This is a genomic window from Roseovarius sp. BRH_c41, assembly GCF_000961715.1.
Classification (GTDB): Bacteria; Pseudomonadota; Alphaproteobacteria; order Rhodobacterales; family Rhodobacteraceae; genus Roseovarius.
The window spans coordinates 22,253-44,454 of record NZ_LADY01000021.1 but is presented as its reverse complement, the minus strand read 5'-3'; the positions used below and the strand labels follow the sequence as shown (position 1 = coordinate 44,454).

The following is a 22,202-nucleotide window of genomic DNA, read 5'->3' as shown; positions in this document are numbered from 1 at the left end:
TCACCCTGCGAAAACCCCCGGGATCGAGCGCGGCGCCTGATCGAGCCAATCCGGCGTCGGCAAGTTGTTGGCGCGCAGAAATTCAGGATTGAAGAGCTTGGATTGATAGCGCGTGCCGTAATCGCAGAGGATCGTCACGATAGTATGGCCGGGCCCCATCTCGCGGGCCATGCGGATGGCCCCGGCGATATTGACACCGGTCGAAGCGCCCATGCACAGCCCCTCGTATTGAAGGAGATCAAAGACGATGGGCAGCGCCTCGGCATCGGGAACCTGACAGGCGAAATCGGGGGTGAACCCCTCAAGATTGGCTGTGATGCGGACCTGCCCGATACCTTCGGCGATGGACGACCCTTCGCTCTCCAACTCGCCCTTGGTGTACCAGGAATAGAGCTTGGCCCCCATCGGATCGGCGATGCCCACCTTGACGCCCTTGGGTTGCAGCGCCATGCCGACCCCCGCCAATGTGCCGCCCGATCCCACCGCGCAGATGAACCCATCGACCTTACCACCCGTCTGATCCCATATCTCGGGTCCGGTGGTCTCGATATGCGCCTGACGATTGGCCACGTTGTCGAACTGGTTGGCCCAAATCACCCCGTTGGGTTCGGTTCTGGCAAGCTCGGATGCCAGCCGCTCGGAATAGCGCACAAAGTTGTTGGGGTTGGAATAGGGCGCTGCGGGCACCTGAACCAGATCGGCTCCGGCGAGGCGCAGCATGTCCTTTTTCTCCTGACTCTGCGTCTCGGGGATCACGATCACTGTCTTGAACCCAAGCGAGGCCCCAACCAGCGCCAGACCGATGCCGGTGTTGCCAGCAGTGCCTTCGACAATCGTGCCGCCGGGTTTCAGGTCACCGCGCGCAATGGCGTCACGGATGATGAAGAGGGCAGCCCGGTCCTTGACCGATTGACCGGGGTTCAGAAATTCGCATTTGCCGAGGATTTCACAGCCGGTTTCCTCACTGGCGCGACGCAAACGAATAAGGGGAGTATTTCCCACGGCTGCGGCCAGATCCTGTGCGATGCGCATCTCTCATGCTCCTGTGGTAAAACTGTTGTCTTGGTTTAGGCGGTCGGATGCTGGAACTCAAGGCGATGCGCGCAGGCGCGCGCGTTCGCGCTCGAGCCAGATCAAGCTCAGGATCAGCGGACCGTTGTTCGCTTCGCCAGTCCGAAGCAGTGCCATTGCACGTTCAAAATCAATGACATGGGTGCGGATGTCTTCATGTTCCGTGGCCAACCCGCCCTGGCCCGTATCGGTATCGGGCAAGTCGCAAACGCCAAGGAAAATATGGAAGAACTCCGTAGAGTAGCCCGGTGTGCAGTAATGCGCGGAAATCTTCTCGAGATGGCGCAGTGTCAGCCCCGCTTCTTCCAGACATTCGCGCCGTGCCGCCTCTTCCGGTGACTCGCCGCCATCTATCCGGCCTGCGACGGGTTCCAGCATCCACGGGTGCGGATCGCCGCGCCCATAGGGGCCCATGCGAAACTGTTCAACAAGCAGCACCCGGTCGCGGACTGGATCATAGGGCAGCACCAACGCGGCGTCTGTGGCGACAAAAACCTCACGTCCCAAGGTGGCGCTCATGGTCCCGTCAAAGCGCGGATGGCGCAGCGTATAGGCACGAGACAGAAAGAAACCCACGTGGGTGATCTCGCACGCCATATCCTGAACCTGATCGGCATGGGTTGCGCTGCGCAGGTTGGCCGGGGCCGATTGTCGCGCGGCAACCCTGCCGCCCGCGCGCGACAGGATCATTGGCAGGCGGTCCGCCAGATCAGCGGCGGGCACGCGGTCTTTGACTGTCATGATTTCACGCGCAGCCGCCTGCAGGATGGCCCCTGATTTTGCCACCCACTCTTGGGGATGCCACGCGCAGCGCCCCGGTCGACCCGGAAACACGAGCGCCTCGCGCTCTGTCCCATCCTGCAGGACCACAAGTCTCTCAGCCGGGCCCAACCCCAGCACCTGTGCGAGATAAGAGAGCCGCGCCACGGCGTCAGCACCCGAGATCAAGAGACCTTCTGCGTTGCCCTGCCCCGCGCTCAGGCCTGAAACCGGCACGGGTTCATCACACAGGGTGATCGCAAGGTCCGGCGCTTGAGCTGGCCGGACATCCGCATCGCCGATCACGGTCTGAAGCAACATCGGGGTAGCCAGCGGACCATAGACAAAGAGCGGTTCCGTCAGGACCACCTGTGCGACACCCATTCCGAAACGATTCCGACCACAATCCCGCCCGTGACCAGCAGACCGATCAGCGGTCCGTTGATCATCAGGCTGCCATATTCCACAATCAGTTCAAACATCGAGATAACGCCCTCGACGACCCCGTCGTACCGAGTGTCGAGGGCGCGTTTGAGCATCTCGTTGAGGCTCTGGAGAAACAGCGCCCAGAACACCAGCGCGCCGACACCCGTCAACCCGGCGCTGAACCCCTCGGCATAGCCAAAGCCAAGCCGCTTGCCGGTCACGCGCCAGCCGCAAATCGCGCCAAGGACAACGTTGACCACATTGAACCAACCGAAATTGGTATCTTCGGGCATGAGAGGGCGAAAGAGCTCTGATCCGTACCACCCCAAAGCGCCCAGACCGATCGCTGCGACCAGCCTCCCGGCAGTTGGCATGTGATCTGTGACGGGCATCTATCCGGGCCTTGCGATGGTGATCTGTGTCACATCGCAACTACCCCCTTTGAAGGCCCCCGCGCAAGAGGTCAGGTAGAAATTCCACATCCGGCGAAAGCGCTCGTCAAAGCCCATTTCGGCAATTGCGTCCCATTTGTCGTTGAAAGTCTGGTGCCACCGGCGCAGGGTCTGGCTGTAACTCTCACCAAACTCGATGGAGCGCGCGACGTTGAGACCTGCCCGCTCGATTTCGGCGCGCAGCGCGGTGGGGCTGGGCAGCATGCCACCCGGAAAGATGTACTTCTGGATGAAATCCACATCGCTGCGGTAGCTTTCCCACCGCTTGTCCTCGACCGTGATGATCTGCAATGTGGCCAGAGCTCCGGGATTAAGGCGCTCGCGCAAGCTGTTGAAAAACACCGGCCAATAGCGTTCTCCCACCGCCTCGAACATCTCGATACTGGCAATGCCATCGTAGGTACCGCGCTCGTCGCGATAGTCCTGCAACTTGAGCGTGACCCGGTCCGACAATCCCGCGCGCGCCATCCGGTCGCGCGCATATTTCAACTGCTCCGCGCTGATCGTGAGGCCGGTCACGCGCAGCCCGCGTTCCTTGGCGGCATATTCGGCAAAGCCACCCCAGCCACAGCCGATTTCCAGCACGTGATCACCGGGTTTCACCCCCATCTGATCGACCATGCTGGCATATTTGGCGATCTGCGCCTGTTCGAGACTGTTTTGGCCGGGCTGAAAGATCGCGCTGGAATAGGTCATCGTTTCATCCAGCCAGAGGCTGTAGAACTCATTACCCAGATCGTAGTGATAGCTGATGTTGCGGCGCGCTTGCGTCTTGGAATTACGCTTGAACCAGAACCGGATGCGCTCATAAATCTGCGCCAGTCGCTGACCGGGATAGCCGTTGTAAATCCCGTCATTGTCATCGTTGAGCAGATCCATAAAGGATTGAAGATCCGGCGTGGACCAATCGCCATCAAGATAGGCCTCGCAAAAGCCCAGATACCCCTCGCGCACCAGCCGTGCAAAAACCTCGGTATCGTGGATCTCCAGAACGGCCACCGGTCCGGGCCGATTGCCTTCGGCGCGGAACACGCGACCATCGGGCAAGCGGATATCAAGCCGCCCGGCGTCGATCTGACGGGCCACACCGAAGCAACGGGAAAAATAGCGCGGCAGGCCGGTCTGGCCGTTGGTATCGGTCAGAATCATGCGGTCTGTCCTCTTGTTATCGGTCAGTGCAGCAGCCGTTGGCCCAGCGGTCAAGTCAGTCATGGCTCAGAACTCCCGTGCTTCATAAGCCGCAAGTGCGCGGTTTCGGCCTCCGGCAAGATCGACCAACCGGTTGGGATAGGAGGATGTCGACGACAGACTCCAACGGCGGGGAATGGCCTTGAAATAGTCAAGCGCCGTCGCGGGTGGTTGCCCCTGTCCCTCGGCGATCCATCTACGGGTATAGGCACCGTCACGGTCGAATTTTTCCAGCTGCGTTTCGGGGTTGAAGACCCGGAAATAAGGGGCGGCATCCGGGCCGCACCCCGCCGCCCATTGCCACCCCATCGCGTTCGAGGCCGGGTCCCAATCCGTGAGGCAGTCGGCGAACCAGTCCAGACCGACCTTCCAATGGGTCATCAGGTGCTTGGTCAGATAGGACGCCACGATCATCCGCGCGCGGTTGTGCATCTTGCCTGTGACATACATCTCGCGCATGGCGGCATCGACAAAAGGCTCTCCGGTTCGCCCCTGTTTCCACGCAATGACGTCGGGATGATCGGCATCGGTGGACCACGGAAAGGCATCCCAATCCGTCCGCCAATTGTCCGTCAGGATATGTGGCGTGTGATACATGAGATGATAGGCAAACTCGCGCCAGACCAACTCTTTCAGCCAATGTTCCGCGCCTTGTGCCCCTGCATGCAAAGCCCTCTGCCCGGCATGCCAACATTGCCGGGGCGAAATCTCCCCGTAGGTCAGGTTCTCCGAGAGGCTGGATGTAGCCTCCACCGCCGGAAAATTGCGCGCGTCCTTGTAGTCCGCGATGGCTCCGTCGGTGAAGGCGTGAAGGCGATCCATGGCCGCCGCCTCGCCCACGCGCTGATAGGGCAGGCAAACCTCTGCGCCGCGCACCATCGCCGCCCCCATATGCCAGTCATCCAGACCATCACTGACGGGCCACATATCCGGGGCCAGGATCATTGACGGTGCCCGAAGAGGCACTGCCACCTCACGATCCTTCACCGCGCGCCACATCGGACTATAGACGCGGTAGAACCCGCCGGTCTTGGTCTCGACAGTCCAAGGCTCGAACATCACATGACCCGCATGGCTCTGCGCGGCGATGCCATCCTCACGCAGCGCGGATTTAACCGCCTTGTCGCGTTCAATTGCCTGCGGATCATAGAGCCGGGACCAATGCACGGCCCCGGCCCCGGTCTCAGCCACCAGTGCGCGCAAGACCTCAAGGGCCGAACCGCGACGCAGGATCAGACGGCTGCCCCTGTCCTCCAGATCGCGCGCCAAAGATGCCAGCGACAGACCCAGCCGCCACTTTGGCGCGGCACCCAGCCCCGCCACGCTGTCATCATGGATAAACACTGGTATGATCGGCCCACCGCCCTCGATCGCGGCACAGAGCGCCGGGTGGTCCGCCAGGCGCAAATCGCGTCTGAACCATACGAGTATTGGTGGTTTCACCGTCATCCCCTGCCCCGGTCTTTGGTGGGTATACGGTGCGTATCAGCAGACGGATCAAAGAATATCATCAAGCGCAGTCAAGAGTTTGTCCACCTCGGCACGGGTCGTGTAATGCACGAAACTCAGCCGCAAAACGCCACGCTCGGGGTCTACCCCCATGGCTGTCAGAGGCCGCACAGCATAGAAATCGCCACCCCCCGCCATGATCCCATGCCCCGCCAATTGCGCCGCCGCCTCGGCCCCCGCCCGGTTGAGGGCGACGGCCACGGTTGGTGCCTTATGCTCGGCCTCGACCGGGCCGATCAGCCGCGCCGAATTGCGCTCCTTGAGAAAATCCAAGAGCGGCTGCAAAAGTGCTGTTTCATGCGCCCGCATGAGATCATGCACCCCTGCCGCCCGTGTCACGGCACCGCCCGTGATCCCGTGATGCGCTGCCAGATCGTCGATATAATCCGCCATGCCCGCACTTGCGGCAACCTGCGCATGATCCGGGCCCGCCGGCGTGAAGCGTTTGTAGAGCGTGCCTGCGTTGAAATAATGCGCCTGATTGGGCAAGAGATTGCCCAGTTCCCGCCGGATCACCATGATGCCCTGATGCGGCCCATAGGTCTTGTAGGCCGAGAAAAGGTAGATATCCGGCCCCATCCCGCCCACATCGGGCAGACCATGCGGCGCGTAGCTGACCCCATCGACACAGACAAAGGCCCCGGCGGCATGCGCCAGCGCCGTAATCTCGACCACCGGGTTGATCGCCCCCACCACGTTGGAGCAATGCGGAAAACACACCAGCCGCACCCGGTCATCGAGCAGGTTCTCGAGGTCTGCGGGATCAAGCAATCCGCTCTCGGGGTTGATCTTCCACTCGCGGACTTCGAACCCCGCATCGGCCAACCGCCGCCACGGCCCGGAATTGGCCTCGTGATCCTGATTGGTGACGATGATCGCATCGCCGGGCTCCATCCACTGCCGGAACGCTTGCGCCAGAACATAGGTGTTCTGCGTGGTCGAGGGGCCGAAACTCAGCTCATCCGCCGCCACGCCCATCATTGCCGCCAGCCGCGCCCGCGCCTCGTCCATCTCGGCGCCCGCCAGTTGGCTGGCCGCATAGGGCGCATAGGGCTGCACCTTGCGTTGCCGGTAATACCGCTCCAACCGCGCGATCACAGGCGCGCAAGTATAAGAGCCGCCCGCATTCTCGAAAAACGCCTGTCCCACAAGGCTCGGTTCGGCAAAAGCCGGAAATTGCGCGCGCACGAAATCGGTGTCGAGTGTCATACTTGTCCCCAGTGTCCCTTTTTGTCGCCACAAAACAACAAAGCCCCCCGGCACGCAAGCGTCGGGGGGCTTCAAGATTACACTCTTTAGAGTGTTACAGGCTTTTCATTTCGCTCTGCAAGCCACGAAAGATCGCCCAGCACATCACCAAGAGCACCAAAGTAAAGGGTAGACCGGTCGAAATCACCGCCGATTGCAGCGCCGCAAGACCACCACCGATCAAGAGCACGATGGCAACTGCCCCCTCAAAGATGCACCAGAACACCCGCTGCGCGACTGGCGCATCAACCTTGCCACCCGCCGTGATCGTATCAATCACCAGCGAGCCGGAATCCGAGGAGGTGACAAAAAACACCACCACAAGGATGATCCCGATGGTCGAGGTGATCGTCGCCAAGGGCAACACATCGAGCATCTGAAAGAGCTTGAGCTCCAGCGGCGCAGTCATGGCCGCGTCATACCCATCGGCAATAACCTGATTGAGTGCTGTGCCCCCGAACACACTCATCCAGAGCACGCAAACCAGCGACGGAATGAGCAGCACGCAGATCAGGAACTCCCGCACCGTGCGGCCCCGGCTCACCCGGGCGATGAACATGCCCACAAAGGGCGACCAGCTGATCCACCACGCCCAGTAAAACGCGGTCCAACCCTGCATGAAATTGGTGTCCTCGCGCCCAAACGGGTTGGAGAGCGCCAGGAGGTTCTGCAAATAGGCCCAGAGGCTGTCAAAGAAGAACGTCAGCAGGAAAACCGGCCCGCCCACAAAGAACACAAAGATCAGCAGCAGGCCAGCCAGCCCCATATTGATCTCGGACAGCACCTTGACCCCGCCATCAAGACCCCGCACCACCGAAATGAGCGCAATCGACGTGATGCCGGTAATCAGCAGCACCAAGAGCAAGCTGGAATCCGGCACGCCACTATCCTCGGTATTGCCATAGGTGATGCCAAGGAAACTGCGCGTTCCCTCTGCCGCGTCGCCAGATCCAAACAGGAACGTCAGACCCGAAGCGGCCTGTTCCGCGCCAAAACCGAGCGATGTCGCGAGGCCAAAGAGCGTGGCAAAGACCGCCAGCGTGTCGATGGCATGTCCCCACCAGCCCCAGACCCGCTCGCCCAGAATTGGATAAAACGCCGAGCGGAGCGTGAGCGGCAGGCCCTTGTTATAGCTAAACAGCGCCAACGCGAGGGCAACAACCGCGTAGATCGCCCAAGGATGCAGACCCCAGTGAAAAATTGTCGCCGCCATGCCCAATCGCGTCGCCGCTTGCGGATCCCCTCCTGCGGCACCGAGAGGCGCCCAATCGCTACGCGCCCCGCCCTCCATCGCCGTGCCGCCCAAGGCACTGGAAAAATGGCTCATCGGCTCTGACACGCCAAAGAACATGAGGCCAATACCCATGCCAGCGGCAAACAACATCGCGAACCAGCCGATATAGCTGTAATCCGGCGTCGCCTCGTCGCCCCCCAGCCGCACCTTGCCGAACGGGCTGACAATCAGAAAGAGACAAAAGATCACAAAGACATTTGCGGCACTCAGGAAGAACCAGTCAAAGCCCTTGGTAACGGCCGAAAAGAGCCAGTCAAATACGCTCGCCGCCTGATCCGGCAGAACCAGAGCATAGAAAACGAAGATCACGATCGACATCCCGGAAATGAAAAAGACCGGGTTGTGAATATCAAGGCCGAAAGGCCCGACATTGTCCTGCCCGATCGTATACTCCGTATCGATCACATCCGACTGCCCCTCTGGCGCGGGTATCCCTTGGTTTGTTGTTTCGTCGGCCATCTGGCCTCCTTTTCCTGTTCTTTTGGCTGCCAGCCCTGTCCCGTCGCTGGGGATGGTCACCGCTCCGTCGCGGCGCGTGGCAGCGTTTCGGGTTCGCGCGCACGGCATGACCCCTGCGCGAGCCGGGCCTCAGAGGCCGGTGTCTGTCCTTGGCTTTTAGCAAAAAACCGCCAAGACTCGCAACCCAATGACGGGAAACATGTAACTTTTCCGCCATTCCAATGTCGCAAAACATCCTGCTTTTGGGGATTCGCACAGGTGTTCGCACAGGTCTTCGCACTGGGCAATTCGGGTACTCCCGTTTGCCATCGTGATGGTGCTGATGGTCATATCGCTGACCAAGGCGCTTTACCGCGACCATCTGCGCGAAAGACATGGCGTTATGGCCGAGCAACCGGCGGAGTGATCATAGAGACGTAAAGCCAAAAGACGCCGCGCCCCCGCGCGGCGTTATTCTTTTTGACGTGCCCGGTCCCGATAATAGGCCAAGATATAGAGCCGGATCGCCGTGGCCAAGCCTGCGTCAACCCCGCGCTTTTCATCAATTTCGGCCGCCAAGACATTGAGAGCCATAGATTTTTCCTCGGAAATCTCGCGAAATGCCTGCCAGAATTCATCCTCCAGCGACACGCTGGTGCGATGGCCGCGCAAGGTGAGCGAGCGTTTGACGGGGCGCGCGTTCATCGCGGCCAAGGTTTGGGGGCTCTGCCCCCGTCCCGGACCGTGTCCCGGCCTCCTCCGAGGTATGTCAGGTCAGATGAAACCGCCATCAATCCTTGTCCAGACGATGGTCATCGAGGGCGACGCGCGCCTTGTCGGCCTGGGCTTGCTCAATCGCCTTCTGCGCCTTGGTTCGGCCAAAGCGCGCGGCATTCTCCTCCGCGCGGGCCTTGTCAGCGGCCCGCGCCTTTTGCTTGCGCACCCGGTTCAGATTGACCGGGCCCTCGCTCATTTCGGTCCGACCATGTCTTCGGGGCGCACCACGCGGTCAAAGGTTTCGCCATCGACGAAGCCAAGCGCAATCGCCTCTTCCCGCAGGGTCGTGCCGTTCTTATGCGCGGTCTTGGCGACCTTGGTGGCATTGTCATAACCGATGGTGGGCGCCAGCGCCGTCACCAGCATCAGGCTTTCCTGCATCAGCTTTTCGATGCGCGGGCCATTGGCCTCGATGCCATTGAGCATCCGCTCGGTGAAACTGTCGGCGGCATCGCCCAAAAGCTGCATGGATTGCAGGAGGTTATAGGCCATCATCGGGTTGTAGACATTCAATTCGAAATGCCCCTGAGAGCCTGCAAACTTGATCGCCGCGTCATTGCCCATGACATGGGCCGCCACCTGCGTCAGCGCCTCGGCCTGCGTCGGGTTGACCTTGCCCGGCATGATCGACGATCCCGGCTCGTTCTCGGGCAGGATCAATTCGCCCAGACCCGAACGCGGACCAGACCCGAGGAACCGGATGTCATTGGCGATCTTGTAGCAAGAGCCCGCCACGGTGGCGAGCGCGCCGGACATGAAGACCATCGCGTCATGGGCGGCCAGCGCCTCGAACTTGTTGGGGGCGGTGACAAACGGCAGACCGGTGATCTCGGCCATTTGCGCCGCCACGGTCGTGTCCCAGCCTTTGGCGGTATTCAGGCCGGTGCCCACGGCGGTGCCGCCCTGGGCCAGCTCATAAATGCCGGGAAGGCAGAGGTTCACCCGCGCGATCCCCTGCCGGATCTGATGCGCATAGCCCGAGAATTCCTGACCCAAGGTCAGCGGCGTGGCATCCTGCGTATGGGTGCGGCCGATCTTGATGATATCCTTGAACTCTTCCGACTTGGCCTCAAGCCCCGCCAAGAGTTTTCCCAGCCCCGGCAAAAGCACGTCGCGCGCGGTCATCGCTGCGGCGATGTGCATGGCCGTCGGGAACGTATCGTTCGAGGATTGCCCCATGTTGACATGGTCATTGGGATGCACCGGGTCCTTGGTGCCGATGACGCCGCCCAGAATTTCAATCGCACGGTTGGCGATCACCTCATTGGCGTTCATGTTGGATTGCGTGCCCGATCCCGTCTGCCAGACCACCAGCGGGAAATTGTCGTCGAACTTGCCCGAAATCACCTCTTGCGCGGCCTGAATAATCGCGTCGGCCAGACGCGCGTCTAGCGTACCACTGGCCTTGTTGGCCTGCGCACAGGCCTGTTTGATCACACCGAGTGCGCGCACAATCGCGATGGGCTGCTTCTCCCAACCGATCGGGAAATTCTGGATCGAGCGCTGCGTCTGCGCCCCCCAATATTTATCGGTGGGCACCTCAAGAGGGCCAAAGCTGTCGGTTTCGGTGCGGGTGGCGGTCATGGCAAAGCCTTTCGTGACAAGTTTGCCCCGTTCATACCGCAGTTGCACGAAATATCAATGCTGTATACGACGGAATACAACGGGTCGCACCCACGCGTTCTGCCTATGACTTGCGGAAACTGTCGAGGCTCACCACCTCGGCCTTGTTCGGACTCGGGTCATCATCCGGTGGCTCGGTATCGTCGAGGTCGTCGTCTTCCTCATCGACCTCTTGCGTCTCGAACCGCAACCCGAATTCCACGGACGGATCGACAAAAGTCTGTATCGCGTCATAGGGCACATAAAGCCGCTCTGGCGCGTCGCCGAAATTCAGGGTTACGGCAAATCCGTCATTGGTCACCTTGAGATCGTCATACCAATGCTGCATCACGACCGTCATCTCGGATGGATAGCGCTGTTTCAACCAGTTGGCGAGTTTGGCCTCGGGATGTTTGGTGTCGAAGGTGATGAAAAAATGGTGTGCGCCCGGCAACCCCTCGGATTGCACCTTGCTCAACACCTCTTGGATGAGGCCGCGCATGGCACGGTGCATAAGATTTCCATAGTCGATTGATCGAGACATGTTGGACCCCGGGGAATTGCTGCACGTCAGCATAGGGGATTCTAAGCAAAACAAAAGACCTGCAATGCGCGGCTCAAGTCAAAACATGCCACGCGCCCGAGAGCGCCGCCATCAGCGCCAGACCCAAGACCATCGGCAGACGAAATACCAGTAAGAGAACGCCTGCGAGGGCCACAAATGTCGCATCGAGCGGCGAAAAGCTGCTGAGCTCTGGACGTGGTCCGAGACGCGTCATCGCCACCTCCGCAAACAGCACATGGAGCGCGAACCAGACCGACAGGTTGAGGATCACACCCACAACCGCCGCAGAAATCCCCGCCAAGGCCCCCTTGAGTCGGGGGCGCGCCAGAATGCGCTCGATATAGGGCGCACCCGTGAAAATCCAAAGAAAACAGGGCGTGAATGTCACCCAGACGGTCAGAACTGCCGCTGTGATTGCCATCCCTGCCCCGCCCTGCGCATATCCGGCCAATAGCCCGACGAACTCGGTCACAAGGATCAGTGGTCCCGGTGTGGTCTCGGCCAGCCCGAGTGCGTCGATCATTTCGGCGGTGGTCAGCCAGCCCTTGGTCGCCACCACCGTATCGGTCATATAGGCCAGCACCGCATAGGCTCCGCCAAAGGTCACGACCGCCAGCTTGCTGAAGAAGAGCGCCAGATCGGTGAGAAACGTGGCTCCCATGCCCCAGGCGAGCAGCACCGGTGCCGCCCAGAGCGCGCCCCAGACCAGCGCCGTGGTCACGGTCCCGGAGAGCGGCACAGCCGCCGGGGTGACGAGGCTCAGATCCGCCGCCATGTCCCGATGGGACCACCACCCCCAGAAAGCGGCGGAAGCAATGATCAGCGGGAAAGGCACCGACAGAAAGAACATCGCAACAAAGCCAAGGCCCGCCAGCACCCAACTGTCCAGCCGCAGAAGTGCCCGACGCGCCAGCTTGAGCAGCGCTTGCAGCACGATAACCACCACCGCCGCCTTGACGCCCAGAAACACCGCCTGCACCAGCGGCAGATCGCCGTAAGTGGCATAGCCAAGGCCAAGCGCCAGGATCACCGCCGCCCCCGGCAGCACAAAGAGAAGCCCGGCAATCAGCCCCCCCAGCACCCCGCGCAGCCGCCAACCGGCGTAGGTGCAAAGCTGCATCGCCTCTGGCCCCGGCAAGAGCATGCAAAACGACAGCGCGCCCAGAAATTGCTGCTCGGTCAGCCAGCCGCGCCGCTCCACCAATTCATCATGCATCATCGAAATCTGCGCCGCAGGCCCGCCAAAGCTCAGGAGGCCAATTCGGCCAAAGCTTCGAAAGAGATGGCTGAGGGATACATCCGTCATCTCTCAACCCCGCCCCGCTGGCCAGTCATGGCCTTCATCAAACCCGTCGCGCGCCCAACGGTAGAGGGCATCATAGAGCAAGATCCCAGCCTCTAGCTGGGCGTGATCGTCGCGGTATTGCCGCGACAGACCCACCGAGATCGCCAGCAATCCAGCCGACACCGGGTGTAAATCATGTCGATTGGTATCCGCACCGCGCACGACGTCCGCCAGACGCTCCAATGCGGGCGCGTTCAAAGCAAAACACTCAAGCATGGTGTCAAAGGTGCAGGTCTCGCCCCGGTGGCTGAAAGAAACTCCCTCAATGTCAAACGGCGTGGCTCCAAAACGCTCGGCCACTGCCGTTACCTCGGACGGGGCCACAAACAGAAACCGCGCCCTCGGATCGACAAACCGACGGATGAGCCACGGGCAGGCAATCCGGTCCACCTTGGGTCTGTGGCGCGTGACCCAAAGGGTGGCCCCCTCTACGGGTGCAGGCAGAGCCGCATATGGCACGCGCAGCGTATCGTCAGCCGCACGCCAGGCATGGATGCCTCCCTGAAGGTATTCGGCCTGCTGCCCCTCGGACTCGAGCCACGCCACCACACCCTGACTGAGTTTCAGGCCCCTTTGACAGACGATTACGGCGCGTCGTCCATGAAGACGCACGATCAACCCTCTGATATCGCTGTGAGAGTGACGTATCGAGCCGGGAATGAGATACGGATCTGCATCAAAATCCTCGGGCAAGCAAACATCGACAATGACCGGACAATCGGGCGTGCCGATCAGGCGGTTGAGTTGTGAGACAGTGATTTCGTTGGTGGCAGGCATGGCACATCCTCTGGGATTTCAGTGGATGCGACTTTGGGCCTTGGCCTCACGGGGCAGTCGCGGAGGCCCCATGTTGCTATCTGCACGTAAGGGGAGAAGTCTGTCAAGACTGGTTTGAAAGTGCAGGCTTCTGTTGCCAGGTGCCTGCGAACCCCGCCTTACGCGGCTAAGCGCAAGGGCTTAAGTTTCGGTTTGGTTACTGCTTACGCAGCAACGGCCACCGGAGCACGGTTGTCATTTGCAACTGTACGTTTCGGACCGATAACGGTGGTACCTCACCGAGACAAAGCATAACCCCTTTAGACGTTCGTCGATCCTGTTTCGACCCCATGATCCCCAAATGAAGGATGTTTGGTGGAGTCGCCGGGTACCGCCCCCGGGTCCGATCCGCGTATTACGAGCGCGTTTATGTCCATAGTCCGCTTGCGCGAACACCCTATACATAGGCGCTCTGATCCCGCTTGCAAAGGGGGTGTCGGATCACCGTGGCAAAAGTTTCAGCCAGATGCCATCGCGCCCCCGCACTGTCAGATGCGCCACCGGCACCGGCGGACGCTCTGCCACCACGTCAAATCGGTAGGCCTGCACCAGCATCGCCAGCAAGAGCGGCCCTTCGATCATGGCAAACCCCGCCCCGGTGCAGACCCGCTGCCCGGCGGAAAACGGGATGAACGCCTCGCGCAGACAGGTCTTGCCATTCTCGGTGCTATAGCGCGCCGGATCGAACCCGTCGGGATTATCCCACAGCCGTTCATGCCGGTGCAAATGCCACGGGCTGATCACCACCTGCGCGCCGGGGGCAATGTCGCGGTCCCGGAACCGCTCGGGACAGGTCGTCTCGCGCACCATCATCGGCACCGGCGGATAGAGGCGCAGCGTCTCACGGAACACATCGCGGGTGATGCGCAGTCCGGACATGTCGGAAAACTCTGGCGGGCCTGCGCCAAAGACCGCGTCTGCCTCCGCCGCAACCCGCTCCTGCCACTCCGGGTAAAGCGCCAGCAGATAGAGCGCCCAAGCCAACGCCGATGCACTGGTTTCATGCCCCGCGAGAAAGAAAATCGCGACCTGATCGACCATTTCCTCCGTCTCGAACCGGTCACCTGTGACCGGATCAACGGTGGTCATGATCTTGGTCGCCAGATCGTCGGGCGCTGTTCCCGCTTCGATCTCGGCACGCCTTTTGGTCGTCAACCCAGTGATGAGCGCCCGGATAGAGCGGGCAGTGGCCCGCGTCTGGCGCCGGTGAAACCGGGGAAACCATTGCGGCAAAGGGATAAAAGCCGCAAGATTGAGCACCGGCTGCGTGCGTTGATGCGCTTTGAACTGCTCGAACACCTCTGCAGCTGTCGTGTTCTCGATCGGGATAGAAAACAAGGTGCGAAAGATCACATCGGCGGCGGCGTGGCTGGTGTGAAACTCAATCTCTAGCGGCGTGCCATCGGCCAAAGGGGCAAGGCGTGTCACCGCCCCCTGCCCGGCTGTGACCATAGCCGCGAACGTATCGCGCAGCCGCCCACCCTCAAACGCGGGGTCGATGATACGGCGTTGGCGCTTCCATGTCTCGCCATTGGTGACGAACACCGATTGCCCAAGCAGAGGACGCAACCCCTCGGAAACACGGGTGGATTTCGGAAAATCATCAGGGCGTTGCTTAAGCACCAGATCGACCAGCGCGGTATCGTTGCAGAGGTAGGATCGAAAGAACGGCGTGCGAAATTCAGCCATCCAGGCCCGGTAAAGACGTGCCGGCTGAGCAGAGAGGATATCGGCGCGAAAGAGCCGCAGATAGCGCCAGAGCGTCACGCGGTTCGGGCGCGCGGGCGGCTTGGGCGGGATCATGGCGCAAGGCTCGTGTAACGCGAGGTGGCGCGTTCGATCCGGCTTTTCGACGGTGGGCGGTCGCGGAAGCGTTCAGCCAACGTCAAAGGCCCTGCCGTGATGCGGAAATAATCGTAGTCGTTGGGCCGGTCAAAGGCGCAGAGGTATTGAAAATGCAGCCGAAAAAAGCGCCATCGCAAAGCGCGCCACCGCTCGGGGCTCAGCGTCTGCGTGAACGCCGCCGAAATGACCAGCGGCCAACGTTTGTTGGCCGGGGCCACCCCTGAAACGCTGACGGGATCACAGAGGGCAAAGGCGCAGCCATCGCCGGGGGCGGTGACATCGACCCAGGTCAATTCCTCCCGCACGCTCAGATAGGCCAGGTCCGCCCGCAGCCTGTGTGCGCGCGGCAGAAACGACACCATCGGCACCACCTGCCCGAGGCTCAGGAACGACAGCACCGGGCCTGTCTTGGGGACCTGTCCGCCGCGGATCAGATCGGCCAGAAGCGACACCCCCAGATGCGCGCCAGAGGAATGGCCAACAATCAGAACCTCGTCGTTATCCCCTTGTAATGCCGTCGCAATTTCAGTGGTAAACGCCGCCATCCGCGCCTCCAACTCGGGCGGATTGGCCCCAAGATACTGCGCTGAATAGGCGTAATCATGCATCAGGTAATAGGCAAAGAACCGGCCATCCTGCCGCCGGAACCATTCGAGGATGAATGGCACGACAATGACACCGCCCCATGCGGCCCAAGGATGCCAGAGCGCCAGCACGCGGCCCAGTCCCCAGGCTGCCAAGAGCGCCAAGGCCAATTGCGCCAGAAGGAATCCCACCGGATAAAGCGCTGCAATCACTGGACCTTTTCGCAATCGCATGAGGCGAAAGAGTGCGCCGCTGCCGATGTAGATGGCCGCAGTGCGGATCAAGGTCAGATAGGTGGCCAAAATCCCCTGATCCATGCTGCCCTTGACGATGTCGGACCAAACCAGCACTTCAAAGCTGCTCTCGACCTCCGCATCTTCGATCCGCGCGGCCACATTCCAACCGAACCTAACCTGAGCTTTGGCAGGCAACACACTGATTTCATATCCGGAAATAGAGGATTGCTCCGCACCTTCCTTGCGATAGAGCTCGCGGTAGCGGCGCGGTGGAATGGGGTCATAGCCCGGAATATAGAACACGCGCCGACGGCGCACGGGGGCCTTGCTGCTCATGTCCAACCTCTTGTTGAGCAGAGCCTAACGTGAAAATCGGGCAAGCGTAAGGTGTTATCCAAGCACCGCAAGGGCCGGGAATGTTTCCAGCAGCCAAAAGGAAAAGGCCGAGAAACCGCCGGTCAACATCAAGAGACCGATGGTCCAGAGCAGGAGGCCCATGACCCGCTCAATCTGCTCCATATGGCGTTTCATCCAGCCCATAAGCCCCTGAAGACGCGGCAGAAATGCAGCCACCAGCAAGAATGGCACACCCAACCCGATGGCATAGATCGCCAAGAGCGCAGTGCCACGCGCAACCGATCCCTCGGAGGCCGCCAACGACAGGATCGCGCCGAGTTGGGGGCCGATACAGGGCGTCCAGCCGAACGCGAACGCAAGGCCAAGGACATAGGCGCCAAAGGACGATCCCCCCTTGTCCCCCGCATCAATCCGCGCCTCGCGGTCGAGGAATTTGATGCGGTAGACACCCACGAAATGCGCACCGAAGGCCATCACAAGAACGCCCGCTATCGTATTGAAATAGCTTTGATATTGCAGAAACACAGTCCCGATCGCCGAGGCGGTGAACCCCAAAAAGATAAAGACCGTCGACAGGCCAAGCACGAAAAACAGCGCCGGCACCACCGCTCGAGCGCGGCTGCTGCCGCTTTCAGAGAGGTCACTCAGGCTGATGCCGCTCATATATGCAAGGTAAGGCGGGACGATGGGAAGCACACAAGGGCTTAAAAATGAAATGATTCCAGCAGCTAAGGCCACGAACATGGCGGGCAACAGGGCTGCGTCTATGATTTCGATTCCGAACATGGGTCAGACATAGCCCGCCCGAGGACCGGCGTCACCACGCAAAAAGTCACATCCTTGTGGACAGGCTGTAACAAGGCCGCTATCTGGATGGCCATGATACCGAATGACACGCTCGATGCCTGTGGGCTGCTGTGCCCCCTGCCCGTTCTCAAGCTGCGCAAGCGCTTGAAATCATTGGGCATTGGTGAGGTGATCGCGATGCAGGCCGATGATCCGGCCGCCATTATCGACGTGCCGCATTTCTGCGCTGAATCGGGGCATGACTTGCTCTCGGCGACAGATACAGGCGGTGTCCAAACCTACCTGATCCGCAAGACCCTCTAACGCCCGCTTGATCCGACAGACATACGCCGCGCCCCAGATCTGAGGCGCGGCGTATGTACAGCCTGTACGCTGCGTACGCGCGTTGCGTACGCAGCGAGAAGGATCACCCCAGAGACCACCAACCGCGACGTTTCGGCTTGCTGTCTTCCTCGACGGCAGGCGCTTCTGCGGCGGGTGCCGGGGTCGGCGCTGGCGTCGGCTCGGGTTGCGTTTCGGCAACCGGCGCATCCACAACCGGCATCGGATCTGGTGCCACGACGTCGGCAACAGCCGGGGCCGCTTCGGCCTTGGGCGTTTCCGGCGCGGGTGCCGTCACCTCGGCCTCGGCATCCGCGACCGCCTCGGGTTCTTTCTTTTTGCGCGGGGTTGGCGTGCGCCTGGGTTTGGGCTTGGGCTTGTCTTCTGCCTTTGCCGTAGGCGCATCCTCAGAGGTCGACGCCTCACTGACCGCCGGCTCTTTCTTCTTGCGCGGCGCGCGGGTGCGCTTTGGCTTGGGCTTCTCCTCAGAGGTGTCGGCGATCTGGGTCTCGGCATCGGTCTGCGCCTCGGCGGGGGCCGCGGTCACGGCCTCAGGCGTCTCAGTCTGAGTGTCCGTCGCATCCGAGACGACATCCTCGTCGTCGTCCTTGCTGTCATCACCGCTGTCATCAGCGCCGTCCCCATTGCGATCAAAGCCGTTGCCCCCCTTGGGCTTGCGACGGCGGCTGCGACGGCGGCGGCTTTTCTTGGGCTTGTCCGAGCCATCACCACCGGTCTCCGAGGGGGTCTTGCCCTCATCGCTCTTGTCGGTGTCCGCCTCGTCCTCGTCCTCGATATCCTCTTCGATCTCTGTATCGTCGTCGATGTCATCCATCAGCGCCGAACTCCCGGACACGAACTGCGCCATCGGCACTTCGGGAACATTGCGGGTCGCGGTCTTGAATTTCTCCATCGTGAAATCCGGGCTGACCAGACGCGGGTCGCCTTCGATTCGCACCGACAGGCCATAGCGGCCCTCGATTTGCGCCACATGATCGCGTTTCTGGTTCATCAGATAGTTGGCGATGCCCACCGGGCATTTCACCAACACCTCGCGCGAGCGGCGGCGCACGCCCTCTTCCTCGATCTGGCGCAGGATCGACAATGCGAGGCTGTCATCCGAGCGGATGAGACCCGTGCCATGGCACGCCGGACAGGGCTGCGTCGTCGCCTCGATCATGCCGGGGCGCAAACGCTGGCGCGACATTTCCAAGAGGCCAAAGCCCGAGATGCGACCCACCTGAATACGGGCGCGGTCGGTCTTGAGCTTATCCTTGAGGCGCTTTTCCACCGAAGCGTTATTGCGGCGCTCGTCCATGTCGATGAAGTCGATCACGATGAGACCGGCCAGATCGCGCAGGCGCAATTGGCGGGCGACCTCTTCGGCGGCCTCGATATTGGTCTTGAGCGCGGTTTCCTCGATCGAGCCTTCTTTGGTGGCACGGCCAGAGTTGACGTCGATGGCGACGAGCGCCTCTGTCACGCCGATCACGATATAGCCACCGGATTTCAACTGCACGGTGGGGTTGAACATGCCCGACAGATAGCTCTCGACCTGAAAGCGGGCAAAGAGCGGCTGTTGATCCACGTAATGCTTAACGTTCTTGGCATGGGACGGCATGATCATTTTCATGAAATCCTTGGCGATGCGATAGCCACGCTCGCCCTCGACCAGAACCTCGTCAATATCGCGATTATAGAGATCGCGGATCGAGCGTTTGATCAGGTCACCCTCTTCGTAGATTTTCGCAGGCGCAATCGAGCGCAGCGTCAATTCGCGTATCTGCTCCCAGAGGCGTTGCAGGTATTCATAGTCGCGCTTGATTTCGGCCTTGGTGCGTTTCGCCCCGGCGGTGCGCACGATAAGACCCGCGCCGCGCGGCACGTCAATCTCTGTGGCGATTTCCTTGAGCTTTTTGCGATCGACGGCATTGGTGATCTTGCGGCTGATGCCACCGCCACGCGCGGTGTTGGGCATGAGCACGCAGTAGCGACCGGCAAGGCTGAGATAGGTGGTCAGCGCCGCGCCTTTGTTGCCGCGTTCTTCCTTGACGACCTGCACCAGCATGATCTGGCGGACCTTGACGACCTCCTGGATCTTGTAACGCCGCGCACGGGGCTTGCGCACCGGGCGGATATCCTCGCTGTCGTCTTCCTCGGCGACGGATTCGATCTCGTCATCCTGGGCCGCATGATCGCGGGTATCGGTTTCCGGTTCCTCGTCGCCAGCCTCTTGCGAGGTCGGCGCGGGGCGGTCTTCGGGCTCTTCGACCGGGGTTTCGGGGACGCGTTCCATCGGCGATGTGCCTTCGGGCACCGCCGCAGTGGCCGCTTCATCCTCAAGGTCGATGGTTTCCATCCCCGAGATTTCAGACGTGGTCACGGCATCGTCAGACTGGGTCTTTTCCGACCGCGAGCGCGAGCGGGACCGCGACCGCGAACGGCCATTGCCGTTACCATTGCGATTATCGTTGCGGTTGTCGCCGCCGCCACTGTTGCGGCGCGGGCGATCCTCGTCCTCGTCGTTCTGGGCGTTGGCGAGGGCCTCTTCTTCGGCCATCAGCGCTTCGCGGTCAGCGACCGGGATCTGGTAGTAATCGGGATGAATCTCTGAAAAGGCCAGAAATCCGTGGCGATTGCCGCCGTAATCGACAAAGGCAGCCTGAAGCGAGGGTTCAACCCGCGTCACCTTGGCCAGATAGATGTTGCCAGCTAGCTGGCGTTTGTTTTCAGACTCAAAATCGAATTCCTCGACCTTGTTTCCGTCGACCACCACAACCCGAGTTTCCTCGGCGTGGGTGGCATCAATGAGCATTTTCGTAGCCATGTTTTCCGTTTGCATCGCGGCGCGGCGGCCGGCCCCGGAGGAGCGGCGCGTTGCGGCAAATGTCTGATAAGGGCGATAGCGGGCGCGCGTCGATCGGTGCCGGTTGCGGCCCCTGCTCTGACGTGGTGATGTCTCGCGCGCTTCATCGCGGTTCTTCTTCTCCGGCCCCTTGCGGCGCCAATTCAGAGCCTGTCCACCGATTTACAGGGTTCAGGCTTGTATGTGGCCCCTGAATCGGGGCCCAATCGGTCTGCCCAATCATGTCGGAGTGATCCTGACGGAGGATTGAAACAGCGAATCTCACCTGGCGCGGGGCGCATTTGCCCTTTTACCATACTGTCACAGTAAAGCGTCACAGGCGGCAATGACAATGGAGAAAATGAAATTGCCGCCCCGACTGCCTCAAAGATAATCAGAGCGCTGCAGGCTGTACTTGGCCATTTTTTCGTTCAGCGTGCGGCGCGGCAGGCACAATTCGTCCATCACGGCGGCAATAGAGCCCTTGTGGCGGCGCATGGTGTTGTCGATCAGCATGCGCTCGAACGCCTCGACATATTCCTTGAGCGGTTTGCCTTCGGTGGTCATCACCGGCTGCATGTCCTGATGGTCCGACATGAGCAGCGAGGTGATCGTGCCGGACCCGCGCCGTGCCTGAAGCACCGCACGTTCCGCCACGTTGAAGAGTTGGCGGACATTGCCGGGCCAGGGTGCCTGCAGGAGCTGCGTGGCCTCCTGCGCGCTGACCTGCGGGGCCTCGCAGCCATAGTCATCGGCAAATTGCTCGGCAAACCGGGTGAACAGCGTGAGAATATCCTCGCCGCGTTGCCGCAACGGCGGCACGGTGATCCGCAGGCTGGCGAGGCGGTAAAAGAGATCCGGACGCAGAGCGTCTTCGCAGGTGTGGCCCTCGTCCTGCATGTTCGAGATGCCCACAACGCGGGTCTCGGGCGGGTTGCCGTCGGCGTTGATATGGGTCAAGAGCCGCGCCTGAGCCGCGTCGCTCAGCGCCTCGATATCCTCGAGCACAAGCGTGCCGCCGCGCGCCTCTTCAAAGGCGGGCAAATGGGTGTCTTCGGGCTGCATCGGTCCAAAGAGGCGCTTGATCAGCCCCTCGTCATCAAAGGCGGCGCAGGCGATGGTAACGAACTTGCGCCCGGCCCGCGCCCCCACGGCGTGCAGCGCGTGTGCCACAAGCGTTTTGCCGGTGCCGGTCTCGCCTTCGATCAGGACATGGCCATCGGCCTGCCCGAGATCCAGAATATCCTCGCGCAGCCGCTCCATCGCATTGCTGGTGCCGATGAGTTTCTTCATCAACTGCCCGCCGTCCGACAAATCCTTGCGCAGCGCACGCGCATCCAGCGTCATGCGCCGGGCATTGGTGGCCTTTTTCGCCAGTTCGGTCATCCGGTCCGGGTTAAACGGCTTTTCCAGAAAATCGAACGCCCCGATGCGCATCGCCTCGACCGCCATCGGCACATCGCCGTGGCCGGTGATCATGATGACCGGCAAAGAGCTGTCGGACCCCATCAGTTTCTTGAGGAACTGCATGCCATCCATACCGGGCATGCGCACGTCAGTGACAACAATACCGGGGTAATCCGGGCCCAGAGATTTGAGCGCCTCTTCCGCCGAGGGAAACGCCTCTGTGTCATAGCCCGAGAGGGCCAGCCACTGGCTGATCGACTGGCGCATATCCTTTTCATCATCGACGATGGCGATTTTCATGGCTGCTGG

The 22,202-nt window shown here is 61.0% G+C and carries 19 protein-coding genes and 1 other RNA gene; 1 reads left to right on the top strand and 19 read right to left on the bottom strand.

Annotated features, from left to right (window positions below; genetic code table 11):
• The 17 genes from VR71_RS06705 to VR71_RS06630 all read right to left on the bottom strand — a co-directional run bounded on the left by VR71_RS06705 (position 1) and on the right by VR71_RS06630 (position 17,299).
• The gene (locus VR71_RS06705) at positions 1-1,032 is read right to left on the bottom strand and encodes a cysteine synthase A (RefSeq protein ID WP_045682277.1); all 1,032 of its coding nucleotides are present in this window, start codon (positions 1,030-1,032) and stop codon (positions 1-3) included.
• A gap of 57 nt (positions 1,033-1,089) precedes the next feature.
• Complete coding sequence (locus tag VR71_RS06700; protein WP_296429987.1) at positions 1,090-2,214, bottom strand: NUDIX domain-containing protein; 1,125 nt, start codon at positions 2,212-2,214, stop codon at positions 1,090-1,092.
• Entirely contained in the window at positions 2,190-2,648 is a 459-nt protein-coding gene (locus tag VR71_RS06695) for a TrgA family protein (RefSeq protein ID WP_296429984.1), read from the bottom strand. Before VR71_RS06695 ends, VR71_RS06700 begins: the two co-directional genes overlap by 25 nt.
• Positions 2,649-3,857 carry a cyclopropane-fatty-acyl-phospholipid synthase family protein gene (locus tag VR71_RS06690; protein WP_045682275.1) on the bottom strand — a complete coding sequence of 403 codons (1,209 nt, stop codon included), beginning with the start codon at positions 3,855-3,857 and terminating at the stop codon, positions 2,649-2,651.
• A 66-nt stretch (positions 3,858-3,923) separates the two neighbouring features.
• Positions 3,924-5,345: a deoxyribodipyrimidine photo-lyase gene (locus tag VR71_RS06685; RefSeq protein WP_045682273.1), complete on the bottom strand. Its 1,422-nt coding sequence runs from the start codon at positions 5,343-5,345 to the stop codon at positions 3,924-3,926.
• Between the two features lie 48 nt (positions 5,346-5,393).
• The gene (locus VR71_RS06680) at positions 5,394-6,614 is read right to left on the bottom strand and encodes an aminotransferase class V-fold PLP-dependent enzyme (protein ID WP_045682270.1); all 1,221 of its coding nucleotides are present in this window, start codon (positions 6,612-6,614) and stop codon (positions 5,394-5,396) included.
• Positions 6,615-6,708: 94 nt separating this feature from the next.
• Entirely contained in the window at positions 6,709-8,406 is a 1,698-nt protein-coding gene (locus VR71_RS06675) for a BCCT family transporter (RefSeq protein WP_045682268.1), read from the bottom strand.
• Between the two features lie 450 nt (positions 8,407-8,856).
• Complete coding sequence (locus VR71_RS06670) at positions 8,857-9,090, bottom strand: ribbon-helix-helix domain-containing protein (RefSeq protein WP_045682265.1); 234 nt, start codon at positions 9,088-9,090, stop codon at positions 8,857-8,859.
• An 85-nt stretch (positions 9,091-9,175) separates the two neighbouring features.
• On the bottom strand, positions 9,176-9,358 hold the full coding sequence (locus tag VR71_RS06665) for a DUF4169 family protein (protein ID WP_045682264.1): 183 nt from the start codon (positions 9,356-9,358) through the stop codon (positions 9,176-9,178).
• Positions 9,355-10,746: a class II fumarate hydratase gene (gene fumC, locus VR71_RS06660; protein WP_040651568.1), complete on the bottom strand. Its 1,392-nt coding sequence runs from the start codon at positions 10,744-10,746 to the stop codon at positions 9,355-9,357. Before fumC ends, VR71_RS06665 begins: the two co-directional genes overlap by 4 nt.
• Before the next feature lie 103 nt (positions 10,747-10,849).
• Positions 10,850-11,308, bottom strand: coding sequence for an SspB family protein (locus VR71_RS06655; RefSeq protein ID WP_040651566.1), 459 nt, complete (start codon positions 11,306-11,308; stop codon positions 10,850-10,852).
• A 73-nt stretch (positions 11,309-11,381) separates the two neighbouring features.
• The gene (chrA, locus tag VR71_RS06650) at positions 11,382-12,635 is read right to left on the bottom strand and encodes a chromate efflux transporter (protein WP_045682262.1); all 1,254 of its coding nucleotides are present in this window, start codon (positions 12,633-12,635) and stop codon (positions 11,382-11,384) included.
• A gap of 3 nt (positions 12,636-12,638) precedes the next feature.
• Positions 12,639-13,451, bottom strand: coding sequence for a sulfurtransferase/chromate resistance protein (locus VR71_RS06645; RefSeq protein ID WP_045682260.1), 813 nt, complete (start codon positions 13,449-13,451; stop codon positions 12,639-12,641).
• 119 nt (positions 13,452-13,570) lie between these two features.
• Positions 13,571-13,923: a transfer-messenger RNA gene (gene ssrA / locus VR71_RS24720) on the bottom strand.
• 8 nt (positions 13,924-13,931) lie between these two features.
• Positions 13,932-15,293 (bottom strand): cytochrome P450, encoded by a 1,362-nt coding sequence (locus VR71_RS06640; protein WP_045682258.1) that lies wholly within the window; start codon positions 15,291-15,293, stop codon positions 13,932-13,934.
• Positions 15,290-16,492, bottom strand: coding sequence for a hypothetical protein (locus VR71_RS06635; RefSeq protein WP_045682256.1), 1,203 nt, complete (start codon positions 16,490-16,492; stop codon positions 15,290-15,292). Before VR71_RS06635 ends, VR71_RS06640 begins: the two co-directional genes overlap by 4 nt.
• Before the next feature lie 54 nt (positions 16,493-16,546).
• Positions 16,547-17,299: a cytochrome c biogenesis protein CcdA gene (locus VR71_RS06630; RefSeq protein ID WP_009818739.1), complete on the bottom strand. Its 753-nt coding sequence runs from the start codon at positions 17,297-17,299 to the stop codon at positions 16,547-16,549.
• Positions 17,300-17,386: 87 nt separating this feature from the next.
• Here VR71_RS06630 and VR71_RS06625 point away from each other — a divergent pair, with 87 nt between their 5' ends.
• On the top strand, positions 17,387-17,623 hold the full coding sequence (locus VR71_RS06625; RefSeq protein ID WP_296429982.1) for a sulfurtransferase TusA family protein: 237 nt from the start codon (positions 17,387-17,389) through the stop codon (positions 17,621-17,623).
• 103 nt (positions 17,624-17,726) lie between these two features.
• Here the strand turns inward: VR71_RS06625 and VR71_RS06620 are convergent, their stop codons facing one another.
• Complete coding sequence (locus tag VR71_RS06620; RefSeq protein ID WP_045682254.1) at positions 17,727-20,468, bottom strand: ribonuclease E/G; 2,742 nt, start codon at positions 20,466-20,468, stop codon at positions 17,727-17,729.
• 402 nt (positions 20,469-20,870) lie between these two features.
• Positions 20,871-22,193 (bottom strand): sigma-54 dependent transcriptional regulator, encoded by a 1,323-nt coding sequence (locus VR71_RS06615; RefSeq protein ID WP_296429981.1) that lies wholly within the window; start codon positions 22,191-22,193, stop codon positions 20,871-20,873.
• Positions 22,194-22,202: the final 9 nt, after the last annotated feature.